We start from the raw sequence: 21,844 nt of genomic DNA on the forward strand, positions 1-21,844 counted from the left end.
ATGATATAAATTAATAATGTTTTATTTCCCTGCAGTTAACATCCCCTTTTTTCTTAGTTTCTCTTAAATTGGTTTTAATGCCCTTCTATTCACCTAAACTTTTTTTAGTTTATAAGAAAAAATACCCTATAAATAGGTATGTTAAACTTTTTTTGCTGTATTTTTGTAAAAAATAAAAAAATCTTGAAATTATTATTCTACGCCTTTTTCCGAGACGACATAAATAATTTTTTCAGAGGTGAATTCTAATGATTGCGTATATAGTGTTACAAAATAGTGAACGCTTACATAAAATATACTTTTACTTTCTCCACTTGCAAACATTGTATTTGGACATCAGGAATAATGAAGGTATACTTAATAAGTAAGTGAGAAGGTTGTCAGACGTTCAACCTTATAAGAATACATCTTTGTGGAGGCATACAATGAATTATATAATCTCAATCGTGGGCTTAATTGTTGTTCTGGGACTTGCTTGGATTGCAAGTAGCAATCGTAAAGAAATTAAAGTCAGACCAATTATCCAGATGCTTATTTTGCAATTAATTTTGTCCTTTTTATTACTGAATACTAAGTTTGGGTTAATTATTATTGAGGGGATTGCAGCCGTATTTACAAAATTGCTAGATTTTGCGAATGAAGGAATCAGCTTTGTATTTGGTGGCATTGCGAATGAAGGACAAGCTCCTTTCTTCTTAAATGTTTTACTTCCAATCGTCTTCATATCAGCGCTAATTGGTATTCTACAGTATATTAAAGTTCTTCCTTTCATTATGAAGTGGTTGGGCTGGGGAATAAGTAAAGTAAACGGACTGGGTAAATTAGAGTCATACAATGGGGTAGCATCTGCTATTGTTGGTCAATCGGAAGTATTTATCACGGTGAAAAAGCAGCTTGGACAATTATCGTCTCAACGTCTGTATACACTATGTGCATCAGCGATGTCTACCGTATCGATGTCTATTGTTGGGGCTTATATGACAATGGTGGAACCGAGATATGTCGTGACGGCTATCGTGGTTAATCTATTTGGTGGATTCATCATTGCTTCTATTATTAATCCATACAATGTTACTGAAGAAGAAGATATACTCGTTGTTCAAGAAGAAAAACAGAGCTTCTTTGAAATGTTGGGCGAATATATTATGGATGGATTTAAGGTTGCAATCGTAGTAGCAGCGATGTTAATCGGATTCGTTGCACTTATGGCAGGAGTAAATACCTTATTTGATATGGTATTAGGAATCTCATTCCAAGAAATTATTGGGTATATCTTTGCTCCATTTGCAATTTTAATGGGTATTCCTGTATCAGAGTCAGTAACAGCTGGTGGTATTATGGCAACCAAACTAGTTACGAATGAATTTGTAGCAATGCTTTCATTAAATGATTTAGCATCAAATCTAAGTGAGCGATCAATCGGAATTATTTCCGTGTTCCTTGTTTCGTTTGCAAACTTCTCTTCCATTGGGATTATCTCTGGGGCTGTAAAAGGTCTTCATGAAAAACAAGGGAATGTTGTAGCACGAATGGGCTTGAAACTGTTATACGGAGCAACATTAGTAAGTGTATTAACAGCGATTATTGTAAGTTTTATCTTATAAATAAAAATTTCATACCAGATTTAAGAAATTAGTCTTATAAAGAATGAGCAAAAAATCTCCTAATCAATTGTGATTAGGAGATTTTTTGTATTAATTATTAGTCAACTTGACTAATATACTTGTCAATTTGACGTGTTTTTGTTACGCTATTATGAAGAAAGGGGATTCCTTATGAAAACTCGAATGAGGGAACTAAGGGCACGTGATGGGTTGAACCAAACACAACTTGCAAAGCTTACTAAAGTTTCCAGACAAACAATTAGTTTAATAGAACGAGAAGAACTAATACCATCTTTATTAATTGCTGCTCGAATTGCACGTGTGTTCAATGAACCGGTGGAAAGTATATTTCTAATCGAGGAGGATGAATTATAATGAAAACAGTGATACAAGTACTGCTTTGTGCAGTAATAGGGTTTGTTGTCGCTATACTTATGCTCAATAATTTCACTATAGATATTATGGAGTATGCCGAAGTTATAGTGATAACTTTAATCGGTATCATTATTATATTGTTAGGTGTTAGCTTAAAATTATATTGGGAAGTAAAAAAACTGTATAACACGGATGCTAAATGGGATGAAGAAGATGAAGTAGATTTATTGATCTATAAAAAATTTGCAGATTACTCATTTCTAGTGCAGTCTAGTATTGTACTTTCCGTGTTGGTCTTGTGTACAACAGTAATTACATTACAGAGTATAGTTTTAACAATCATTGCCATCGCTACTATGATTGTAAGTTATTTGTTCACAATATTCATGACCAACTTAATCCAATTAGTATACCCAGAACGAAATATCCCCAATTTATCTGATTCCAAGTATGCAGAAAAACTGTTAAAAATTTCGGATGAAGGTGAAAAACATGTCATGTTAATTGGGTTTTATAAATCCTATAATTTACTGAATGTTGGTCTACTCATTGGTATTGTGCTTTCTACTTTCTATTCCATTTCGACAGATCAATCTCAATTATTCTCTATTATTGTAATGGGTTTAGTATTAGTCATTGTAAATGGGAAGTATTGTTTTTCCATTCGAAATAAATGATTTTAATGTTTAATTCCCTTTAGGAAAAAAGTTTATAATTCCTTCAAAAGAAATACATTAATCTAGGCAATAAAAAAAGCACTACCTCCAAGGAGATAATGCTTTTTTTCTAAAGAATTCTTTGTTCCTAAAGAACTCCTGCGGGTTTGGCACCCATTAATGTCGACTAAAATAATAATCGATAGTATCGATGTCAAACTTATTTCTTACTAGAAGATTAGTATAGCACATAAGTATATTAAAAACAACATTTTATTGAAATATTGTACAAGGAGCCTATAAGTGATGGTATAATAACTCATTGAGGTAGATTTAGGATTCATGAATCTTGTTGAACAGAAGGTTGACGATGCTTCTTCTTATACTTAAATAATATCGCAATCGGAGGTGTCAATATGAATAAAAAATGGACGATAGATGAAATAAGAAATTATGTTAGTAAAAATTCAGAAAGTACATTACTTTCAAAAGAATACGTAGGTTACTCACAAAAACTACTATTCAAATGTTCATGTGGAACGAACTTTGAAAAAACATTTACAAAGTTTAAAGCGAGTAATCAAAAAAAATGCTCTAATTGTCAAGAAGCTAGACCTTCGCGATAAGGTAATGAGGATTTTATAATTAACAGATAAACAGATCATAGCTGGTTGCTATGATCTGTTTATTTTCGTTATAATAACTTTATTCTACAGAGGTGTCCTCATTGGAAATCTGTTTAACGCGTTGTTTTCTAGACTTTCTAAAATATAATAATTCATATATACATGGTATTACTATTAATGTAAGCAGGGTAGCCATAGCCAACCCACCAATAACAACAATAGCAAGACTTTGTGATACTAGGCTTCCTGTTTCAGCTTTTTTCAGCAATAGAGGAAGCATTGCACAAATGGTTGCAATAGCTGTCATGAAGATCGGTCTCATTCTCGTAGCGGCTGCCTCTACAAGCGCATCTCGTATAATCATTTTCTGCTCGTTTTGTTTCACGCGATCTAACAGTACGATCGCATTGGTTACAACGATACCTATAAGCATTAATGCACCAAGAAGGGCAGTAATATCTAAGGAAATACGACTGATAAGAATTCCTAAAATAGCGCCTATTGCAGCTAAAGGTAGTGAGCAAAGAATGGCAATAGGAGCTTTGATAGACTTGAAAGTAATGACCATTATTAGGAACACAATCCCAATGGAAACAAGCATGATTAGGAATAAATCTGTAAAATCTTCCGCTTGTTGACTACTTGAACCACCTATTAATACCTCAACATTTTCAGGGATATCCATACCAGTATTGTCTTGGTCCCCGAATATTGCTAAGTTAACTGCTGTTGCAATTTCGGAAAGCTTGGAAGGATCAACAGATGCCGTTACTCGAAGGTATGCATCCCCGTCTTTATGAATCTGGTTGGTAGAGCGTTCCTCACTTTGTAAAGTTGCAACGGAAGAGACTGGGGCTATTCCTTCATGGGTCATGACAGGAATATCTTTTAGCTCATCGGGTGTTACGGTATCCAGAAGAGGTTCCAGAATTACAGATTTTTGCTTGTCATTTATACTAACTGTTCCTATCGGTGTTTTGTTTAATAGTACTGCTAACTGGGATGCAATTTGTTCTGTATTGCCTTTAGAAGGATCAACTATTAGGGAGTGAACAGTTTTCTTTTCATCTTGGTTAGTCGTAACTTCCTCTACACCCTCTAATCTTTCTACCTTCTCTATAATTTCGGTTGCTACCTTCTCTAATTCAAGTATACTTTCTCCGATAATATCAATTGTTATATTTGGACTAGCTCCACCCATCATAAATGAAGCAGTGCTTACTTCAAACTTTGCATCTGAATATTGTTTTTTTTGAATTTCCATTTCTTTCACTAGAAAGTCGGTGTTCTTTTTATCCTCTAGAAAGATGCTGAAAGTTGCTTCTGTGGAAGAACCGACCCACCCATAATGAGCTGCTTCAGGAGGAGAACCAATTTGAGTAAATATGTGTTGAACCTCTTCCTTTGCAAGAATAGAGGATTCTAGTTCAAAGGTTTTTTCCTTCACTATTTCCATTGGTGTATCAATTGGGTAAGCCAGTGTGACAATTACATAGTCAGCGGAAGAACTATCCACAGCCCCTTTAGGAATGGCGAAGTAAGCTCCAATAGACCCAACGAAGAGAAGGAGAGAAACCGAAAACACGATCCATTTATGGTTTAAAGACCAAGTAACCAATTTAGGGAAACGAACTGCGGGCTTATGCTCAGGAATCTTAGCGTTCTTCAATAATCCCGCACTCATCAGAGGGACAACTGTCAATGCAACGATTAAAGAGGCGAGTAATGAATAGGTTACGGTTAAAGCAAATGGTAAAAGGAATTCTTGAAGTCCACCATTTAACAAACTCATTGGCAGGAAAACCGCTACTGTTGTTAATGTGGAAGCAGTTATTGCGACTCCTACTTGCTTAGTTGCATCAATAATCATTTGTATAGAGAATTTTTCTGATTGCATTTTACGGAAAATATTTTCAATGACTACAATACTATCATCTACAAGTCGACCCACTGCAACAGCGACGCCACCTAGAGTTAAGATGTTTAATGTTACACCGGACCATGATAGTAAGAATAATGTAAAGCAAAGAGACAATGGAATCGATACGATTGTAATAAATGTAGAGCGTATATTTCGTAAAAAGAGCATGATTATAATCGTTGCAAAAAGTGCACCAAGAAGTACCTCTTTTATCATCGTGTGAACAGAATTCTCCACCAAGTCGGAGGAAGAAATATAAATAACAGATTCCTGTTGCTCAAACTTTTCATTTATTTCTTTTGTTACTTTTTCAATCTCATTGCTAATCGTAACCGCGTTGGATTGACTATCTTTTGTAATACTAATATCTAAGCTATCCATCCCATTAAATCGACTAACGAAGTTTGAATCATTCGTTTCCTCAATAGTAGAGATATCTCCCAAAGCTATTTCAGGTGTAATCGGAAGAGCTTTTAATTCATCTAGACTTGTAAGATCTCCGATTACTTTAATATTGCTTGTTTTACCGTCTATTATTTTTTCACCGATTGTGACAGAAATATTTTGACCTTGAAGAATCCCTACTATGGACTGAAGTGGAATTTGATTTTCGGATAGTTTCTCATCATCAATGACAACAGAAATGACGGAATTGGTTATCCCATATACATCTACGTTAGAGACCCCTTTTATCTCTTGATACATGGACTGTAGTTTGTTTCGTGCAAACTCCTTATTTTCTTCAGTTAAACCCTCTTCAAAGGTAACGGCAATATTAACAATTGGAATCATCGAAGTGTTAAGCTGTGAAATAATAGGCTTAGATATATAGGGAGGCAAGGATATACCATTTAAAGCATCTTGAACATCTAACTTTGCCTGCTTCATATCATATCCTGCCTCGAAAAACAGATCTACTTTCGAAAATCCATCGCCTGTTGTTGAAAAGACTGTCGTTTTGCCATTCAATCCTGTAACTGATCTCTCAATTGGGAGGGTCACCTCAGACTCCATCGTTTTAGAATCAATCCCTTGGCTCATGGAAATAATAGTTACTTGAGGATTATCCGCTGTTGGTAGAAATTCCATAGGCAGTCTAAAATAACTTACAACCCCTATAACTAGTATTAATACAGTTAGTACTGCCACTGCCGCTTTGTTCCCGAAAGCCCATTTTGTAAATAATGACATAGTAAAGTTTCCTCCTAGGTTAATTGCCTGTGAATCAAAATAGAAAAATGCTAAGATCTAAGGCTTTAAGACAATTTATACTGATTTACCAGGTGCGCTCCTTCCTAAGACTGGTTTGGTTACCAGTTAATTGTATAAAAGAGGGTAGGATTCTGCATTGAACTTTGGATAGAAATTAGTCTAGGGCTTGAGGTGTAGTAAAACCTAAGTAAGTTACTTTAAAGAAAGGATAAAAAGAAGGTATGTTTGAAAACTTCCATACATAGAATAAATAATATGGAAACCGGTTTATAAGAATTTTCAAAAAACTAATTGATTTTATTTTAAATTAGATTATAATGGAAATTGAAAGCGCTTTTATATATAGAAATTTGGTTTATTTCCTATTTTTTTAACCTTTATGGAAACCAGTTTCTATAAATAAGATGATTGTAATGACACCGAAGATGTGGAGCTTGATGGGACTAAATATAAGATGGGAGGGCGGTTTGGAGTAAGGGGTTTTATTGTATGAATACTAGTAAACTATTAAAATTCAGGGGGAAATCATAATGAAACTAAAAAAACTACTAATCGCTTCATTATCCATATTGTTTGTGTTATTCGTTGCAGCATGTTCCGATTCATCAACTGATGATTCAGGTAAAAAAGCAGATGGCAAGGAACAAGTTACACTTAACTTTTGGATGTTCGGTGCTACTGGTTATGAAGAACTTGTAAAAGAATATGAAAAACAAAATGAAAATATCAAAATTAAAATAAAAACATCAGAAACTGCTGATCATCATAATAACTTATTTACAGCTCTATCTGCTGGTAGTGGGGCACCAGATATAGCAGCACTTGAGCTTGACCAATTGGATCGTTTCCGTGATGCGCAAGATCGTTTTGTGAATTTATACGATATGGGTGCGAAGGATATTAAAGGAGAGTATTTGGACTGGAAATGGGAAATTGCTGAAAATGATAATGGAGAGTTCTTAATGGGTCTTCCAACGGATATTGGTCCAAAAGGCCTTTACTACAGATTAGATATATTTGAAGAAGCAGGATTACCTACAGATCCAGAAGAAGTTTCTGCTTTAATCGCAACTCCAAAAGATTTTAAGGATGCTGCTATAAAAATTAAAGAAAAAACTGGTAAACCAATGGTTGCTAGTATGGAAATGATGTACCGTGCGCAACTAGATGCGCTAGAGGAAAGTTATTTTGACGCAGAAGGAAATTTAATGATAGATGAAAGCGGCAACGGCGTTAAAGAAGCATATGACTTAGCGATCGATATGAATGAGCTTGGTTTAGTCGGAAATTATGCAATGTGGTCCGCTGAATGGGCAAATGGTGTGAATAATGGCGACTTTGCTGTTGAATTAGGAGCTGCTTGGTTCAAAGGATGGATGGAATCAAATGCGCCTGATGCTGCTGGAAAATTTAGTATTGCTACATTACCGACGGAGTACAGTGGAAACTGGGGTGGTTCTTACATTTCAATTCCTAAAGAAACAAAGCATGCAGAAGAAGCATATGAATTTGTAAAATGGCTAGTTTCACCTGAAAATCAATTGAAATCATTCAAGAACAATGGTCTTTTCCCTTCTGCTCCTGCTGTATATGATATGGCTGAATTTAAAGAAGCAAGTGATGAGTATTTTGGTGGACAGTCCACACAAACAGTATTTGCTCAATCTGCACAAAAGATTGGAAAAGTATATAAAGGTAAGGATTATACAAGCGTTCACGATGAAATCCTTGCTGCTTTAGTTAACTCACAGGCTGGTGCTGATCCGGAGAAAGAATGGACAGAAGCTATCAAACGTATTACAACTAAACTAGATCGCTAAGTTCAGAAAAGTGTATAACATATTCGGCGGGTATAACCGCCGGATATACTCTGTATGTAGGTAGGGGGACGAGTGTATGGTTTCTTTAGATGAAAAACAGCAAAAAAAACGAAGGAAAGGTTTTTCATCCCAAGATATGAAAGAGATGCTTTCAGGGTATTTATATATATCCCCATTCTTTATCATATTTGCGATTATTGGTCTATATCCGGCAATATTTAGTTTAATCCTCGCTTTTCAGAAATGGAACGGTATGGGGGAAATGGAGTTTGTCGGGTTAAATAACTTTCAAGTAATACTAAGTGACCCGCTATTTTGGAAATCTGTATATAATACCGTCATCCTTGGACTGATGGGCACTGCTCCTCAGCTCGTAATTGGATTGATACTAGCATTTTTATTGAACCTATCTTATTTACGATTTAAAGCCTTTTTCAGGGTCACAATATTCATGCCATATATCACTTCTATGGTAGCGGTTGCTTTAGTATTTAGTGTGTTTTTTAGTAATAATGAAACAGCGTTAGTGAATTATATTATTGGATTATTTGGTTTTGATCCAGTGAGCTGGAAGACCTCTGAATGGGGTGCGAAAATTGCAATTTCTACGATGGTATTTTGGCGCTGGCTTGGATACAACACCATTATTTACTTAGCAGGGATGCAAAGTATTCCGAACGAGTTGTATGAAGCATCTAAAATAGACGGCGCTAGCATCTTCCAACAACTTCGATATATTACGATTCCGTTATTAAAACCATTTATAATATTGACTGTCTTCTTTTCGACAGTTGGAGCGATGCAATTGTTTACGGAGCCAACAGTGTTTTTAGGTAACACCGCATTTTCAAGGGATGAAGCAATGACAGTTGTTATGTATTTATATCGAGATGCCTTTAAGTTATCTTCCTTCGGGACAGCATCTGCTGCTGCTATTGTTCTGTTGTTATTCATCGTAGTTGCATCTGCAATTAATATGTTACTGACAAAAAGGCTTGGAAGGGATAGGAGGGAAACATAGATGAAAGGTGATGTTGGTACTAAAAAGTGGGGCATTGGGCGTATAGGAATGTACTTGTTTTTAACGGTAATATCGCTCTTTTCGTTATTCCCTTTTTACTGGATGTTTGTTATGTCAACGAGACATAGCTCTGCATATAATTCGATACCTCCAGCGATGGTTCCAGGTGATCAGTTAAAGGAAAATTTCCAAAAAGTATTAGATATGATTCCATTTTTCCAGTCGATGTTCAATACATTAATCGTTTGTCTTACGGTAACGATTGTCGTGTTACTTATAAGTTCACTAGCTGGTTTTGCATTTTCTAAGCTGAAATTTCCGGGGAAAAATATTCTATTCTTCGCTATATTGTTCACTATCATCATTCCGCCGCAACTTGGATTAATACCACAGTATTTGTTAGTGGCCAAAGCAGGATTATTGGATAATTTATTTGCAGCGATGGTATTATTTTTCCTAAATCCATTAGGAATATTTCTAATGAGACAATATGTCAGCGAATCGGTACCAGATGAATTGATCGAAGCAGCAAGATTAGATGGTTGTTCGATTTTCAGAATATACCGTAGTATTGTATTACCTATCATTTTACCTGCTTTTGCAACACTAGGAATTATTGTGTTCACCTCGGTTTGGGGAGAGTTCTTATGGCAGTTTACGGTGCTTCGAGACCCTGAATCCTATACAATTCAAGTTGCTTTAGCATCATTAAACACTCAATTTAAAGTAGATTTCGGTATGTTGTTATCTGGTGTATTTTGGGCTACAATACCACTTTTAATAGTGTTCTTGTTATTCAATAAACTATTTATATCTAGTATTGCCGAGGGATCGGTTAAATAATTGCGGTCAGCACATGGAATATGAGGGATGTAAAATGACGACTTTAACTATACGTGATATTGCTCAGATGTCGGGCGTCTCTAGGGGCACCGTCTCTAAAGTGATTAACAACTACGATGGTGTAAGTGAACTAACAAAGCGTAAAGTATTAGAGGTTATTGATAAAACTGGCTATCAACCTACTTTTTCTGCACGATCACTTGCAACGAAAAAATCTAGCCTAATCGGACTGATCTATGCAGGGAAGATAAATGTAGAGTTTAACCATCCTTTTTTCAATGAGGTAATTTCATCTTTTCAAAAAACACTTGGTGCGATGGGCTATGATATTATCATTTTTTCCAATGAAATGTTCGATAAGGACAGTGTAGATTATCTTGCAAGGTCGCGGCATTATCGTTTAGATGGCTGTTTGATAATTGCGGGGGAAGAAGTAGAGGAAGCCGTTTCAGAGTTAGATAAAAGTGATATACCTTGTCTAGGGATAGACCTTGAGTTGACTGGGGAAAATTCTAGTTACGTCATGACAGATAACTTTAAAGTATCACAGCTTGCAGTGGAATACTTATATTTGAACTCTATTAGAGATGTTGGTTATATTGCAGGGAAGGACAGCTCTGATATATCGAATCAGCGATTAGAAGGATTTTTACAGACAATGAGTCAATTTGGGATGACAGCGCAACCACAATGGATTAAACACGGAAACTTTTTTGAATCTAGTGGATACGAAGCAATGGAAATAATACTTCAAGGTGAATCTTTGCCAAAAGCAATTATTGCCGCATCCGATATGATGGCTCTAGGTGCAATGAGAGCGATTAAAGATTATGGACTTCGAATTCCTTAGGATATTCAAGTGCTAGGTTGTGATGATGTAGAGGCTTGTCGTTATATGGAGCCTGCTCTTACTACTATTAAGCAGGATAAACAGAAAATTGGTAGATTGGCAGCGATAAAGTTAAACGATTTGATAAATGGAGTAACAGGTTTAAGGCCGTCACTCGTAGATCCAGAACTAGTAATCAGGAATTCTTCGGGTACCGTAGAAGAGGTAACGAAAAAACGATAAATGAAGGGTGGGCAATAAATGGCAATTATACAGTTTCCAAAAGACTTTAAATGGGGAGCGGCAACGGCTTCTTATCAAATTGAAGGTGCAACAAACGAAGATGGTAGAGGGGTATCGATATGGGATACCTTTTCTAAAACTCCGGGGAAGGTACATAATGGAGACACCGGAGACGTAGCGTGCGATAGCTACCACCGGTATGAAGAGGACGTAAAGCTAATACATGATTTGGGAGCAGATGTGTATCGCTTTTCTGTTGCTTGGCCAAGGATTTTCCCTAATGGTACGGGAGAAGTTAACCAAAAAGGAGTCGACTATTATCATAAATTAGTAGACTCGTTGTTAGAAAAAGGCATTGAACCAATGTGTACTTTGTATCATTGGGATCTACCACAAGCCTTACAGGACAAGGGTGGTTGGGATAACCGCGAAACAATCGAAGCTTTCGTTCAATATGCCGATTTCATGTTTAAGGAATTTGATGGCAAGATAAAAAAATGGATTACGGTTAACGAACCGTGGTGTTCCTCGTTCCTGTCGAACTATATTGGAGAGCATGCACCAGGGAATCAGAACCTCCAACTAGCGACGGATATAGCGCATCATTTATTGGTTGCTCATGGGCGTGCGGTAAAACAATTTAGAGACAGCAATATAGAAGGTGAAATTGGTTATGCTCCAAATGTTACTTGGTTTGAACCATATAGCACGAAACAACAAGATATTGAAGCGTGCAATCGAGGTAACGCTTGGAATTTAGAGTGGTTTTTTGATCCTGTATTTAAAGGGAGCTATCCTTCCTTCATGGTGGATTGGTTTAAAGAAAAAGGAGCTACTCCTACCATTTTAGATGGCGATCTCGAAATTATTTCACAACCAATCGATTTTCTAGGGATAAATTATTACACGGGTAATGTAGGGCGTTATAAAGAGAATGAAGGGTTATTTGATTTAGAAAATATAGATATGGGATATGACAAAACAGATATAGACTGGTTTATCTATCCGGAGGGTTTTTATAAAGTTCTGGTCAAAATTAAAGACCTTTACGGCAATGTTCCGATATATATTACCGAAAATGGCGCATGTTACAATGAGGAGCCTGAAAACGGGGAAGTCGCCGATCATAAACGAATTGACTACTTAAAGACTCATTTAACGGCATTGAAGCGAAGTATGGATTCTGGTGTAAATGTAAAAGGATTCTTATATTGGTCGCTAATGGATAACTTTGAATGGGCTTTAGGGTATAGTATGCGCTTTGGCATTGTGCATGTGAATTATGAAACTTTAGAAAGAACCAAAAAAGATAGTTACCACTGGTTCGGTGAAACGATTCAGAACGGTGAATTTACATTATAATCCTAATAGAGAGGTGAGCGCTAAGCTACTTAGTGTTCGCTTCTTTTTTGATGCTGATCTTTTAATAGGTGTTGCATTTTCATATTCAGTATTTGATCAACTGGATGAATTGTTTCAATTACTTAATCAATATGTGATAATATTACGTTTAAAGGATTTTAGAAAGTTTTATAGAATGTTATCGGAACAGTATTATTAGGAGGATTTGCATTATGGAGTTTATTACTACTTTGTTCAATTCGCATTATGACCTATACATTCGTTTGGGTGTAGCCACTTTTATAGGCTTCTTTATAGGCTTAGAGAGAGCGATAAAAAATAAACCAGCAGGAATCCGGACGCATATTCTAGTTTGCCTAGGATCCACTCTAGCAATGGCGTTGTCTTCTCTAAACCAAGGAGCATATATGGATCCGATGCGTTTAGCCGCACAAGTAATTAGTGGTATTGGGTTTCTTGGAGCAGGTGTCATATGGGTAGATAAGGATAATGTAAAGCGGGGTCTAACTACTGCGGCTAACCTTTGGATTACTGCTTGTGTAGGATTAACTATTGGTTATGGTGCATATGATTTAGCGATCATAACAGTTATTTTAATGTTCATCGCAATGAATCTTCCAAAGTTGGCGGTGAAACTAGGTATACTCCCTTCTAGAGGGAAAGAAGAAGAAGATAGTGACGGCGAATGAATGGAACAAAAAATAGGTATATGATAGGTAAACTGTCATCACTGTTAAAAACAGTGATGACAGTTTTTTTATTTGAATAGAAATATTTGAGAAGAAAAGCAGGAATTTCTAAGGTTTTAAAGTGGTGATAAATAGAAAATAAAATATATTCAGAAAATTGTGTTGACATCTAATCAAAAACGAATAAAATGAATATTATAAGTTATGTTAGCTTTTCTTACATCATAAGATAGTTAAGCTAACATTAGAAAAGGAGAGATGAAAATGGAAGATGTAATGTATTTGATGAACAGCGTATGGACCATGATTGCTGCAATTTTAGTTATTTTTATGATTGGTGGATTCATATTATTGGAAGCCGGTTCGACAAGAATGAAAAATGCTGGCCACGTTGCTGGTAAAACAATATTTACATTTGGTTTAGCATCAATGGTGTTCTGGGCAGTAGGTTACGGATTTATCTTTGGAGGCGATGCGAACTTCTTCGTAGGTATGACAGACTTTTTCTATAGTGGAGAAATTATAGAAGGAGCTGGTCTTGCCACAACAGTATTCTTTGTTTTCCAGTTAGCATTTGCTGGTATCGCGGTAACGATTGCATTAGGTGGATTTGCAGAACGTGCAAAATTATCCGCATATGTAATTTTCACCATTCTTTTTGGAATAATCGTTTATCCTGTAATTGCTCACTGGGTATGGGGTGGAGGATGGTTGGCTGAACATGGTAAACAGGATTTTGCCGGCTCCACTGTAGTTCATTTAACTGGTGCGATGGCTGCCCTTGCAGCAACAATGATTCTAAAACCGAGAATTGGGAAGTTCAATAAAGACGGTTCGGCAAACAATCTTGCAGGACATAACCAAGTTTATACAGCACTAGGAGTACTAATACTTTGGGTTGGTTGGTTTGGATTTAATGCTGGAAGTACTATTTCTGTAGATGCTGCATTCTTTGGATATGTTGCATTAAATACAACACTGGCTGCTGGAGCAGGCGCGGTTGCTGCCACATTAATATCATGGGTAGTACTAGGTAAATCAGATATTCCTACCATTTTAAACGGTGCTTTAGCAGGATTGGTCGCTATTACAGCGTCTTGTGCATTCGTAGATGTTTGGGCGTCTGTAGTCATTGGTTTAATCGCAGGAGTATTAGTATTCTATAGCGCTAGATTTTTTGAGAAGCGAAAAGTGGATGATCCAATTTACGCATTATCTGTTCATGGGGCTGCTGGGGTATGGGGCACATTATCTACTGGTTTCTTTGCAACACCAGAGCTTGCCTCTGTTGGTAAACCTGGATTATTTTACGGCGGTGGTTTCGATCAATTAGGAGTTCAGCTTATGGGTGTGGTGTCTTGTGGGTTATTTGCATTCGTAGTTTCCTATGCTATTCTCTTTATAATGAAAAAAGTCATGGGTGGTATTCGTGTAACAGAAGAAGAGGAACTAATGGGCCTAGATATGAGCGAACATGGCAACTATGGTTATCCAGAACAAATGATTTTAGAAGAATCTAAATCACTAAATTAAATTGAAAAAGCCTCTATTATTTAGGGGCTTTTATATAAAAGGGCGTGAACTTGTGGAAACGTATGAATCTATTCGAGAATGGAAGGAACTAAATATTACAAACTTCCTAGATGACATCGTTTCTCTCAATGATTTTCATGATCAGGTGATGCTCAAAGTATTGGAAGTAGCATCTAAGAAAATGGAAATTGGTTCAGCTCCATGTGATTTTTCTTGGTTTATAACTGGTAGTGGAGGACGGTTAGAGCAAGGGTTAATCAGTGATCAGGATCATGGGGTTATTTATGAAAAGTCTAATGCTGTAAATGATCTGTATTTTCAGGTGTTTGGAGCAGAAATTTCGAAAGGTCTCTATGAAGTAGGTTATCCATATTGTGAAGGTAAAGTGATGAGCTCCAATCCTATGTGGTGCAAGTCATTTGATAATTGGCGTGCACAACTCCAAGAATGGGTGAAAGATGAAAGTTGGGAAACTATTCGATACCTTCAAATTTTTTATGATGCTAGGGTACTGCATGGCGAGGGAGAATTCATGCATCAATTAAAGTCATTCATTTATGAATACCAACTACAACATCCTATTTTACTAAGTCGATTTTCTGCTAACGTAGAACATGTTAAAAATGTAATTGGTCCAGTTGGCCAGCTATTAGTGGAAAGGCATGGATTATATCACGGATGTGTAAACTTAAAATACTCGGGATTCTTACCATATGTAAATGCCATTCGACTTTTATCAATAAAAGAAGGGGTAATGGAAACTTCCACTTTAGCTCGCATGAATAACCTAATTAAGATGCAAAAATATAGGAGCTTACTAAAATATAGTGATAGGAATTTTGTGGATTTATTAACCTATCGTCTGACCTTATCTCAAGTAGATAGCTATTCTGATACACACTATTTACACATTGAAGAACTGAACAAGAACGAACAGAAAGATATTAAACGGATTATTAAAGGTGGTATTAAATTACATCGCGAAGTAATTGTGATGATGAAAAAGGGTGGCCACAATGGCATTTGAACCATTCATGCAAATACTAAGAGGTATTCAAGGGAAACGGTCAAATGTCGGTATAGGGGATGTTCAGAACGCGCAACAAATGGCCTTTCTAAGAAATCTGCAAAAAGAAAAGAAGAAAGAAGATACCCTAAAAGTTCCGTTAGATGAGCTAGATGTGGTCGTGTTCGACATTGAAACGACAGGCTTTAAACCCGAACAAGGCGATGAGATTATCTCCATTGGTGCCATAAAAATGTGTGGTTCTTTCATTCAAGAAGATGCTGTTTTTTACTCGCTTATAAACACTGGTAAAGAAATCTCTCCGGAGGTAGTTAATTTAACAGGGCTTACAAACGAAAAATTAAAGGAAGCCAGACATGTTGGGGATGTACTAATTGAATTCCTGAAGTTTGCAAAAGACTGTACACTTGTAGCACATCATTCGAATCACGAAAGAAACTTTCTGCAATACACCAGTAATAGAGTATTCCACACCCCCTTTAAGCAAAGAATAGTGGATACGTCTTTTCTTTATAAAATTGCAGAACCCCATATTCAATTAAGTTCTTTAGAAGATTTGTGTAAACATAATGCCATTCCAGTAATAGGAAGGCACCATGCATTAGAAGATGCAAAAATGACCGCCAAGCTTTGGAGCCTCTATCTGGAAAAAGTTAAAATGCTAGGCTGCGACACATTACAAGATGTATACGATCATTTTGCAAGAATATAAATGCACGACAGGAGAAATAGCCTGTCGTGCTTTTTTTGTGGGGATAAGATCCTTTTCGAACTAAGCTACGATTTTTCCAAATGAACTGCGCAAAATCCCAACTAAATTTAATAATCCTTCGCTGTCGATACTTTTTCATAAAATAAAAGTTTCCGAAATAAATTTCGGAACCATTCTTGGTCTATATAGTCAGATAAACAATATGTTCTACCTTATTTATTGAAAATACGGTTAGAATAACTTGTACCAGAAGATGAAAGTTAGTTCTTTTTTAATAGGTATATTGAATATACTTTGCTAAGTACTTTCTAAAATATTGTTAAAAGGAGACCAGGCCCTGGAAAGTTTGGAGCATACATTTTCTGAGCAGGATACGCCGTTTTTTTATCGACGATTTGGTAAACGGATATTTGATGTGTTAGCTAGTTCAATGCTACTCGTTTTATTATTTCCAGCTATTATATGTTTGACTATTATTCTATTTATCTTCACAGGTAGTCCTGTTTTTTACAAGCAAACTAGGGCAGGATTACATAATCGATCCTTTATAATTTGGAAATTTCGAACAATGCATACGGAGGATATTGAGTCCAGTTTTCATCAATATGAATGGAAGGATGAAGTGCCACAAAACTTTTCTTTTACAACACCACCAACCTTAATAATTACAAAGCCGGGGAAGTTTTATAGGAAATATAGTTTAGATGAAATTCCACAGCTTTGGAATGTCTTAAAAGGGGATATGAGTTTAATAGGTCCAAGGCCAGAAATCATTGAAATTACTAATCATTATTCTCCTACCCAAAAGAAACGCTTATTGGTAAAACCAGGTATCACAGGTTATGCGCAGGTGAATGGTCGATCCGCAATCACTCATGGGGAAAAGGTAAAACATGATTTATATTATGTCAAGCATTGCTCTCTGTTACTTGACCTGAAGATTTTAATACGAACGATTTTTATAGTAGTTACAGGAAAAGGAGCTTGGTGAAAAAATCTAGGGAGGGATAGGGGGTGCTAGTTGATATTCATAATCACATTTTACCAGGGTTAGATGATGGACCTAGGACTATGGAAGAAGCTGTATTACTTGCAGAAAATGCTGTTGCTAATGGCATTACGCATGTTATCGCAACCCCTCATCATTTAGATAGAAAATATCGTAATTCTACCTTAGAGGTTAAAGCGGCAGTAGCAGGTTTATATAGAGAGCTGATACAAAGAAATATAAAATTGAAAATTCTACCAGGGCAAGAGATTCATTTATCAACAAATGTACTGATGGAACTTGAAAAAGATCTTCTCACGCTCGCAAATAGTGGTAGGTATTTATTGATTGAATTTCCAAATGCTTATATACCAGCTGATACTCTAGATGTTATCTACAAAATACAGCTAAGAGGATGCATCCCGATCATTGTACACCCAGAAAGAAATAGAGTTCTTCGAAAAAACAAACAGTTACTTTACGAATACATATGTAAAGGAGCTCTTGTTCAAATTACAGCGTCTAGTGTACTCGGTCATAATGGTAGAAGTTTAAGAAAGTATACGAAAGAGCTTATCAAACATAATTTAGTGCACTTTATTTCATCGGATGCTCACCATTATTTAAAAAGACCGTTCTTATTAAAAGAGGCATTGGAATATGTCAAAAGAGAGTTCTCCGAAAGTCATGCTAGTTATTATTGTGAAAATGCAAAACATATCTTATATGGTACGGAGATTCAACCTCTACCACCTATTAGTTTTAAAAAATATTATTATATATAACTTCGAATTGGATGTAATTTAAATGGACAGGTATAAGGAGGGATCATTATAGCGCAAGAAGCAATTAACTTACAAGAAGTATTCAAAATTATAAAGAAACGTTTTGCACTTATTATTACAATATTAGTTTTATCTATGACGATTGCTGGTACTTTTAGTTACTATTACCTCACCCCAATATTTCAAGCATCTACTCAAATTCTCATAAATCAGAAGGAATTCGATCAAAATCAATTTAGTAGTCAGGATATTAATACAAATCTTCAATTAATCAACACTTATAATGTCATTATTAAAAGCCCAGTTATTCTTTCCAAAGTTATAGATAACTTGAATCTAAAAACAACGCCAGAGTTACTTAATCAACAAATAATTGTGTCTAGTGAACAAAATTCACAGATTGTAAACGTTAGAGTAGAAGATACTGATTTACAAGACGCCGTCGATATTGCAAATATGACAGCTAAAGTTTTTCAAGAAGAAATTATAGCTTTAATGAATGTCGATAACGTTAGTATTCTATCACCTGCAGTATTCACTAAGGATACGCTACCTATAAAGCCAAATCTAATGCTTAATGTAGGGATAGCCGCAGTCATAGGCTTAATGATTGGAATTGGAATAACCTTTCTAATGGAGTATTTAGATACTTCAATAAAAAACGAGCAGGATATTGGAGAGTTACTAGGTCTACCAATATTAGGTCTTATCAGTCCTATTTCAAATAAATACCTAAAGAAAACAAAAGAACCTAAGTCACTCCATAGAAAGAGGGCAAAAAACCTTGTTTAAGAGAAGGAAGAAAGTTAAACCGATAGCTCGAAAACTTGTGACAAGCTCAAATCCCCAATCAATTATTTCTGAACAATTTCGTACAGTTCGAACAAACATCAAATTTTCCATGCCAAACAGAGAAATTAAAACTCTTCTATTTACTTCTTCATCTATAGGAGAAGGAAAGTCCACAATAGCAGCGAATGTTGCCATTGTATTTGCGCAAGAAGGAAAAAAAGTACTCCTCATCGATGCGGACTTGAGAAAGCCGACGATGCATTATACATTTCTTAAAACAATTACTCCAGGACTAACTAATTTACTAACAGGTCATTGGAATCTAAACCAAGTAGTAAAAGAAACGGGAGTAAATGGATTAGATCTCATTACAAGTGGACCAATACCCTCCAACCCAGCAGAACTTTTAGGACTGCCTTCCATGGATATGTTAATCACAGAAGTAAAAGAGAAATACGATATCATCATATTTGATGCTCCACCAATATTGTCCGTTTCAGATGCACAAGTCCTCACAGACAAATGTGATGGTACTATTCTAGTTATTAGCTCAGGTTCTACAGAAAAAGGTAATGCTATTAAAGCAAAAGAAGTACTCCAGGCTTCCAAAGCAAACATATTAGGAACTATTCTTAACAATTATAAAATTGGAAAAGATCATTATTATTATCAGTATTATGGGTAAGTGAATGTAAAAAGTACAACATTACTAGAAAGAATAAATTAACTTAACAATGCAAATTGTTACTGTGTTATGTATTTCTAGATATGAAAAATTCATGAAGGGGGCTATTAATATAGAAATATTATTTAAGGATCCTATATATATCACTAGGCCACTTCTTCCAAATCTTCAAGATGTTTATAGCAAACTCAGTGAAGTATGGGAAAGCAAGTGGCTTACTAACAATGGTCCTCAGCAGATTAACTTGGAAAAAGCATTAAAAGAATATTTGCATGTAGAAAATTTATCTTTATTTAACAATGGCACTTCCGCATTACTCTTAGGTTTAAAAGCATTAGACCTAACTGGAGAAGTGATTACTACTCCATTTACATTTCCTGCAACAGTTCAAGCACTCGATTGGAATAATTTAACTCCAATATTTTCTGACATAGACTCCACAACACTTACTCTAGATGCAGCAAAGATTGAATCCCTCATTACTGAAAAAACTACTGCAATCCTTGGTGTTCACACATTTGGAAATCCATGTGATGTTGAACAGATTCAACTAATTGCAAACAAATATAACTTAAAAGTAATTTACGATGGTGCCCATTCATTTGGGACTAGTTTAAATAATAAACCTATTGGCTATTACGGCGATATGACGATGTTCAGCTTTCATGCCACGAAGCTTTTTAATACAGTCGAAGGTGGAGCACTGACCTTTAGTGACGCTAGTTTAGTTGAAAAACTTAGCCTTCTAAAGAATTTTGGGATAGCTAATCCAGAGGAAGTTGTGTTATCTGGTCTAAATGCAAAGTTAAACGAAATTCAGGCGGTAGTGGGACTTGAAGTATTAAAGCTTGTGGAAACCGAACGGAAAAAAAGACATGTAATAAAAAGAGCCTATGAATACTACTTAAAAGATGTACCAGGTATTAACGTGTTGACAAAATTAGAAGGTGATGACAGCAGTTACCAGTATTTTGTGATTCAAATAGAAGAAGAATTGTATGGTAAATCAAGAGATTGGTTACACGAGACACTAAAAGAGTACAACGTATATACACGGAAATATTTCTATCCTTTATGCAGCGACTTTGAATGGTATGAACACCTGGAATCTGCTCAAAAAGTGAATCTTCCGATTGCACAAAAAGCGGTTAAACAAGTACTTGCTTTGCCATATTACGGTGAACTACAAATAGAGTCCGTGGAGAAGATTTGTAAAGTGATCCGTGATTCCATATGAAAGGAATTATTTTAGCCGGTGGAACCGGTACTCGTTTATATCCACTAACAAAAGCTATCTCTAAACAAATGCTACCAGTTTACGATAAACCAATGGTTTATTATCCTCTTTCCGTTTTAATGCTTGCAGGAATAAGGGATGTACTAATTATTTCTACTCCTAGAGATATAGAAGGATTTCAAGAATTATTAGGTGACGGCACTAAAATAGGAATGGATTTGTCCTATGCAGTTCAAGATAATCCCACTGGTTTAGCGGAGGCCTTTATTATTGGGGAAGAGTTTATAGGTGATTCCCCGGTAGCACTAGTACTTGGAGATAATATTTTTTATGGTTCTAATTTTGGATACACGGTACAGGAGTCAGCCTCTGCTTTATCAGAAGGGGCACTGATATTTGGATGTTATGTAAAAGATCCAAGAGCATATGGAGTTGTGGAAGTAGATGGACAAGGAAAACCTATTTCAATAGAAGAAAAACCGATTGAACCTAAATCTTTTTATGCAATACCAGGATTATACTTTTTTGATAATAAAGTAATAAAAATTGCGAAAAAGGTAATTCCTTCTTCTCGTGGAGAAATAGAAATCACTTCTATTATAAATGAATATCTTCAATTAGGAGAATTGAAAGTGAGAATAATGGGACGCGGTTTAGCATGGTTGGACACAGGAACCCATGAGTCTCTACTAGAAGCATCAAATTTTGTAGAAGCTATTCAAAATCGACAAGGATTATATGTATCTTGTATTGAGGAAATAGCTTATCGAAGAAATTATATATCGAAGGAACAATTACTCCAACTTGCAGAACCGTTAATGAAGACGAATTATGGCAAGTATTTGGTTGATGTTGCAAATTCAAATAGAGCTTAGAGGAGATTA

19 protein-coding genes and 1 pseudogene are annotated in these 21,844 nt (G+C 35.8%); 19 read left to right on the forward strand and 1 reads right to left on the reverse strand.

Translation table 11 applies throughout. The features are described from left to right. Positions 1-425 precede the first annotated feature (425 nt). The 4 genes from BM260_RS12650 to BM260_RS12665 all read left to right on the forward strand — a co-directional run bounded on the left by BM260_RS12650 (position 426) and on the right by BM260_RS12665 (position 3,261). Positions 426-1,604, forward strand: coding sequence for a NupC/NupG family nucleoside CNT transporter (locus BM260_RS12650; RefSeq protein ID WP_093537713.1), 1,179 nt, complete (start codon positions 426-428; stop codon positions 1,602-1,604). A gap of 171 nt (positions 1,605-1,775) precedes the next feature. Continuing rightward, positions 1,776-1,979, forward strand: a complete 204-nt coding sequence (locus BM260_RS12655; protein WP_093537714.1) for a helix-turn-helix transcriptional regulator — start codon at positions 1,776-1,778, stop codon at positions 1,977-1,979. After that, positions 1,979-2,656, forward strand: coding sequence for a DUF3169 family protein (locus tag BM260_RS12660; protein WP_093537715.1), 678 nt, complete (start codon positions 1,979-1,981; stop codon positions 2,654-2,656). Before BM260_RS12655 ends, BM260_RS12660 begins: the two co-directional genes overlap by 1 nt. Before the next feature lie 395 nt (positions 2,657-3,051). Then, positions 3,052-3,261 carry a hypothetical protein gene (locus tag BM260_RS12665; protein ID WP_093537716.1) on the forward strand — a complete coding sequence of 70 codons (210 nt, stop codon included), beginning with the start codon at positions 3,052-3,054 and terminating at the stop codon, positions 3,259-3,261. Between the two features lie 79 nt (positions 3,262-3,340). Here BM260_RS12665 and BM260_RS12670 read toward each other — a convergent pair whose 3' ends face one another. Beyond that, the gene (locus BM260_RS12670) at positions 3,341-6,373 is read right to left on the reverse strand and encodes an efflux RND transporter permease subunit (protein WP_093537717.1); all 3,033 of its coding nucleotides are present in this window, start codon (positions 6,371-6,373) and stop codon (positions 3,341-3,343) included. 551 nt (positions 6,374-6,924) lie between these two features. Here BM260_RS12670 and BM260_RS12675 point away from each other — a divergent pair. The 15 genes and pseudogenes from BM260_RS12675 (at position 6,925) to rfbA (ending at position 21,835) form a co-directional block, all read left to right on the forward strand. Further along, positions 6,925-8,214, forward strand: a complete 1,290-nt coding sequence (locus BM260_RS12675) for an ABC transporter substrate-binding protein (RefSeq protein ID WP_093537718.1) — start codon at positions 6,925-6,927, stop codon at positions 8,212-8,214. Positions 8,215-8,290: 76 nt separating this feature from the next. Beyond that, on the forward strand, positions 8,291-9,235 hold the full coding sequence (locus BM260_RS12680) for a carbohydrate ABC transporter permease (RefSeq protein WP_093537719.1): 945 nt from the start codon (positions 8,291-8,293) through the stop codon (positions 9,233-9,235). After that, the gene (locus BM260_RS12685; protein WP_093537720.1) at positions 9,236-10,078 is read left to right on the forward strand and encodes a carbohydrate ABC transporter permease; all 843 of its coding nucleotides are present in this window, start codon (positions 9,236-9,238) and stop codon (positions 10,076-10,078) included. Between the two features lie 67 nt (positions 10,079-10,145). Further along, positions 10,146-11,150 (forward strand): annotated as a pseudogene (locus BM260_RS12690) (LacI family DNA-binding transcriptional regulator). A gap of 18 nt (positions 11,151-11,168) precedes the next feature. Continuing rightward, on the forward strand, positions 11,169-12,512 hold the full coding sequence (locus tag BM260_RS12695; RefSeq protein WP_093537721.1) for a GH1 family beta-glucosidase: 1,344 nt from the start codon (positions 11,169-11,171) through the stop codon (positions 12,510-12,512). Between the two features lie 212 nt (positions 12,513-12,724). Then, complete coding sequence (locus BM260_RS12705) at positions 12,725-13,201, forward strand: MgtC/SapB family protein (protein WP_093537723.1); 477 nt, start codon at positions 12,725-12,727, stop codon at positions 13,199-13,201. 264 nt (positions 13,202-13,465) lie between these two features. Next, the gene (locus BM260_RS12710) at positions 13,466-14,734 is read left to right on the forward strand and encodes an ammonium transporter (protein ID WP_093537724.1); all 1,269 of its coding nucleotides are present in this window, start codon (positions 13,466-13,468) and stop codon (positions 14,732-14,734) included. 52 nt (positions 14,735-14,786) lie between these two features. Further along, complete coding sequence (locus tag BM260_RS12715) at positions 14,787-15,761, forward strand: DUF294 nucleotidyltransferase-like domain-containing protein (protein WP_093537725.1); 975 nt, start codon at positions 14,787-14,789, stop codon at positions 15,759-15,761. Beyond that, positions 15,751-16,473: an exonuclease domain-containing protein gene (locus BM260_RS12720; protein ID WP_093537726.1), complete on the forward strand. Its 723-nt coding sequence runs from the start codon at positions 15,751-15,753 to the stop codon at positions 16,471-16,473. Before BM260_RS12715 ends, BM260_RS12720 begins: the two co-directional genes overlap by 11 nt. A gap of 346 nt (positions 16,474-16,819) precedes the next feature. Then, on the forward strand, positions 16,820-17,464 hold the full coding sequence (locus tag BM260_RS12725) for a sugar transferase (RefSeq protein WP_245762726.1): 645 nt from the start codon (positions 16,820-16,822) through the stop codon (positions 17,462-17,464). 23 nt (positions 17,465-17,487) lie between these two features. After that, a complete protein-coding gene (locus BM260_RS12730) occupies positions 17,488-18,246 on the forward strand; it encodes a tyrosine-protein phosphatase (RefSeq protein ID WP_093537727.1) in 759 nt (252 codons plus the stop codon). Between the two features lie 63 nt (positions 18,247-18,309). Continuing rightward, on the forward strand, positions 18,310-19,038 hold the full coding sequence (locus tag BM260_RS12735) for a YveK family protein (protein WP_322788091.1): 729 nt from the start codon (positions 18,310-18,312) through the stop codon (positions 19,036-19,038). 37 nt (positions 19,039-19,075) lie between these two features. Further along, a complete protein-coding gene (locus BM260_RS12740; RefSeq protein WP_281249755.1) occupies positions 19,076-19,723 on the forward strand; it encodes a CpsD/CapB family tyrosine-protein kinase in 648 nt (215 codons plus the stop codon). A 49-nt stretch (positions 19,724-19,772) separates the two neighbouring features. Continuing rightward, a complete protein-coding gene (locus BM260_RS12745; protein WP_245762727.1) occupies positions 19,773-20,960 on the forward strand; it encodes a DegT/DnrJ/EryC1/StrS family aminotransferase in 1,188 nt (395 codons plus the stop codon). After that, positions 20,957-21,835, forward strand: coding sequence for a glucose-1-phosphate thymidylyltransferase RfbA (rfbA, locus tag BM260_RS12750; RefSeq protein WP_093537729.1), 879 nt, complete (start codon positions 20,957-20,959; stop codon positions 21,833-21,835). The genes BM260_RS12745 and rfbA overlap by 4 nt, the downstream gene beginning before the upstream one ends. The last annotated feature ends 9 nt before the right edge of the window (positions 21,836-21,844 follow it).

The organism is Psychrobacillus psychrotolerans (genome assembly GCF_900115805.1).
In the GTDB taxonomy this organism is placed as follows: Bacteria; Bacillota; Bacilli; order Bacillales_A; family Planococcaceae; genus Psychrobacillus; species Psychrobacillus psychrotolerans.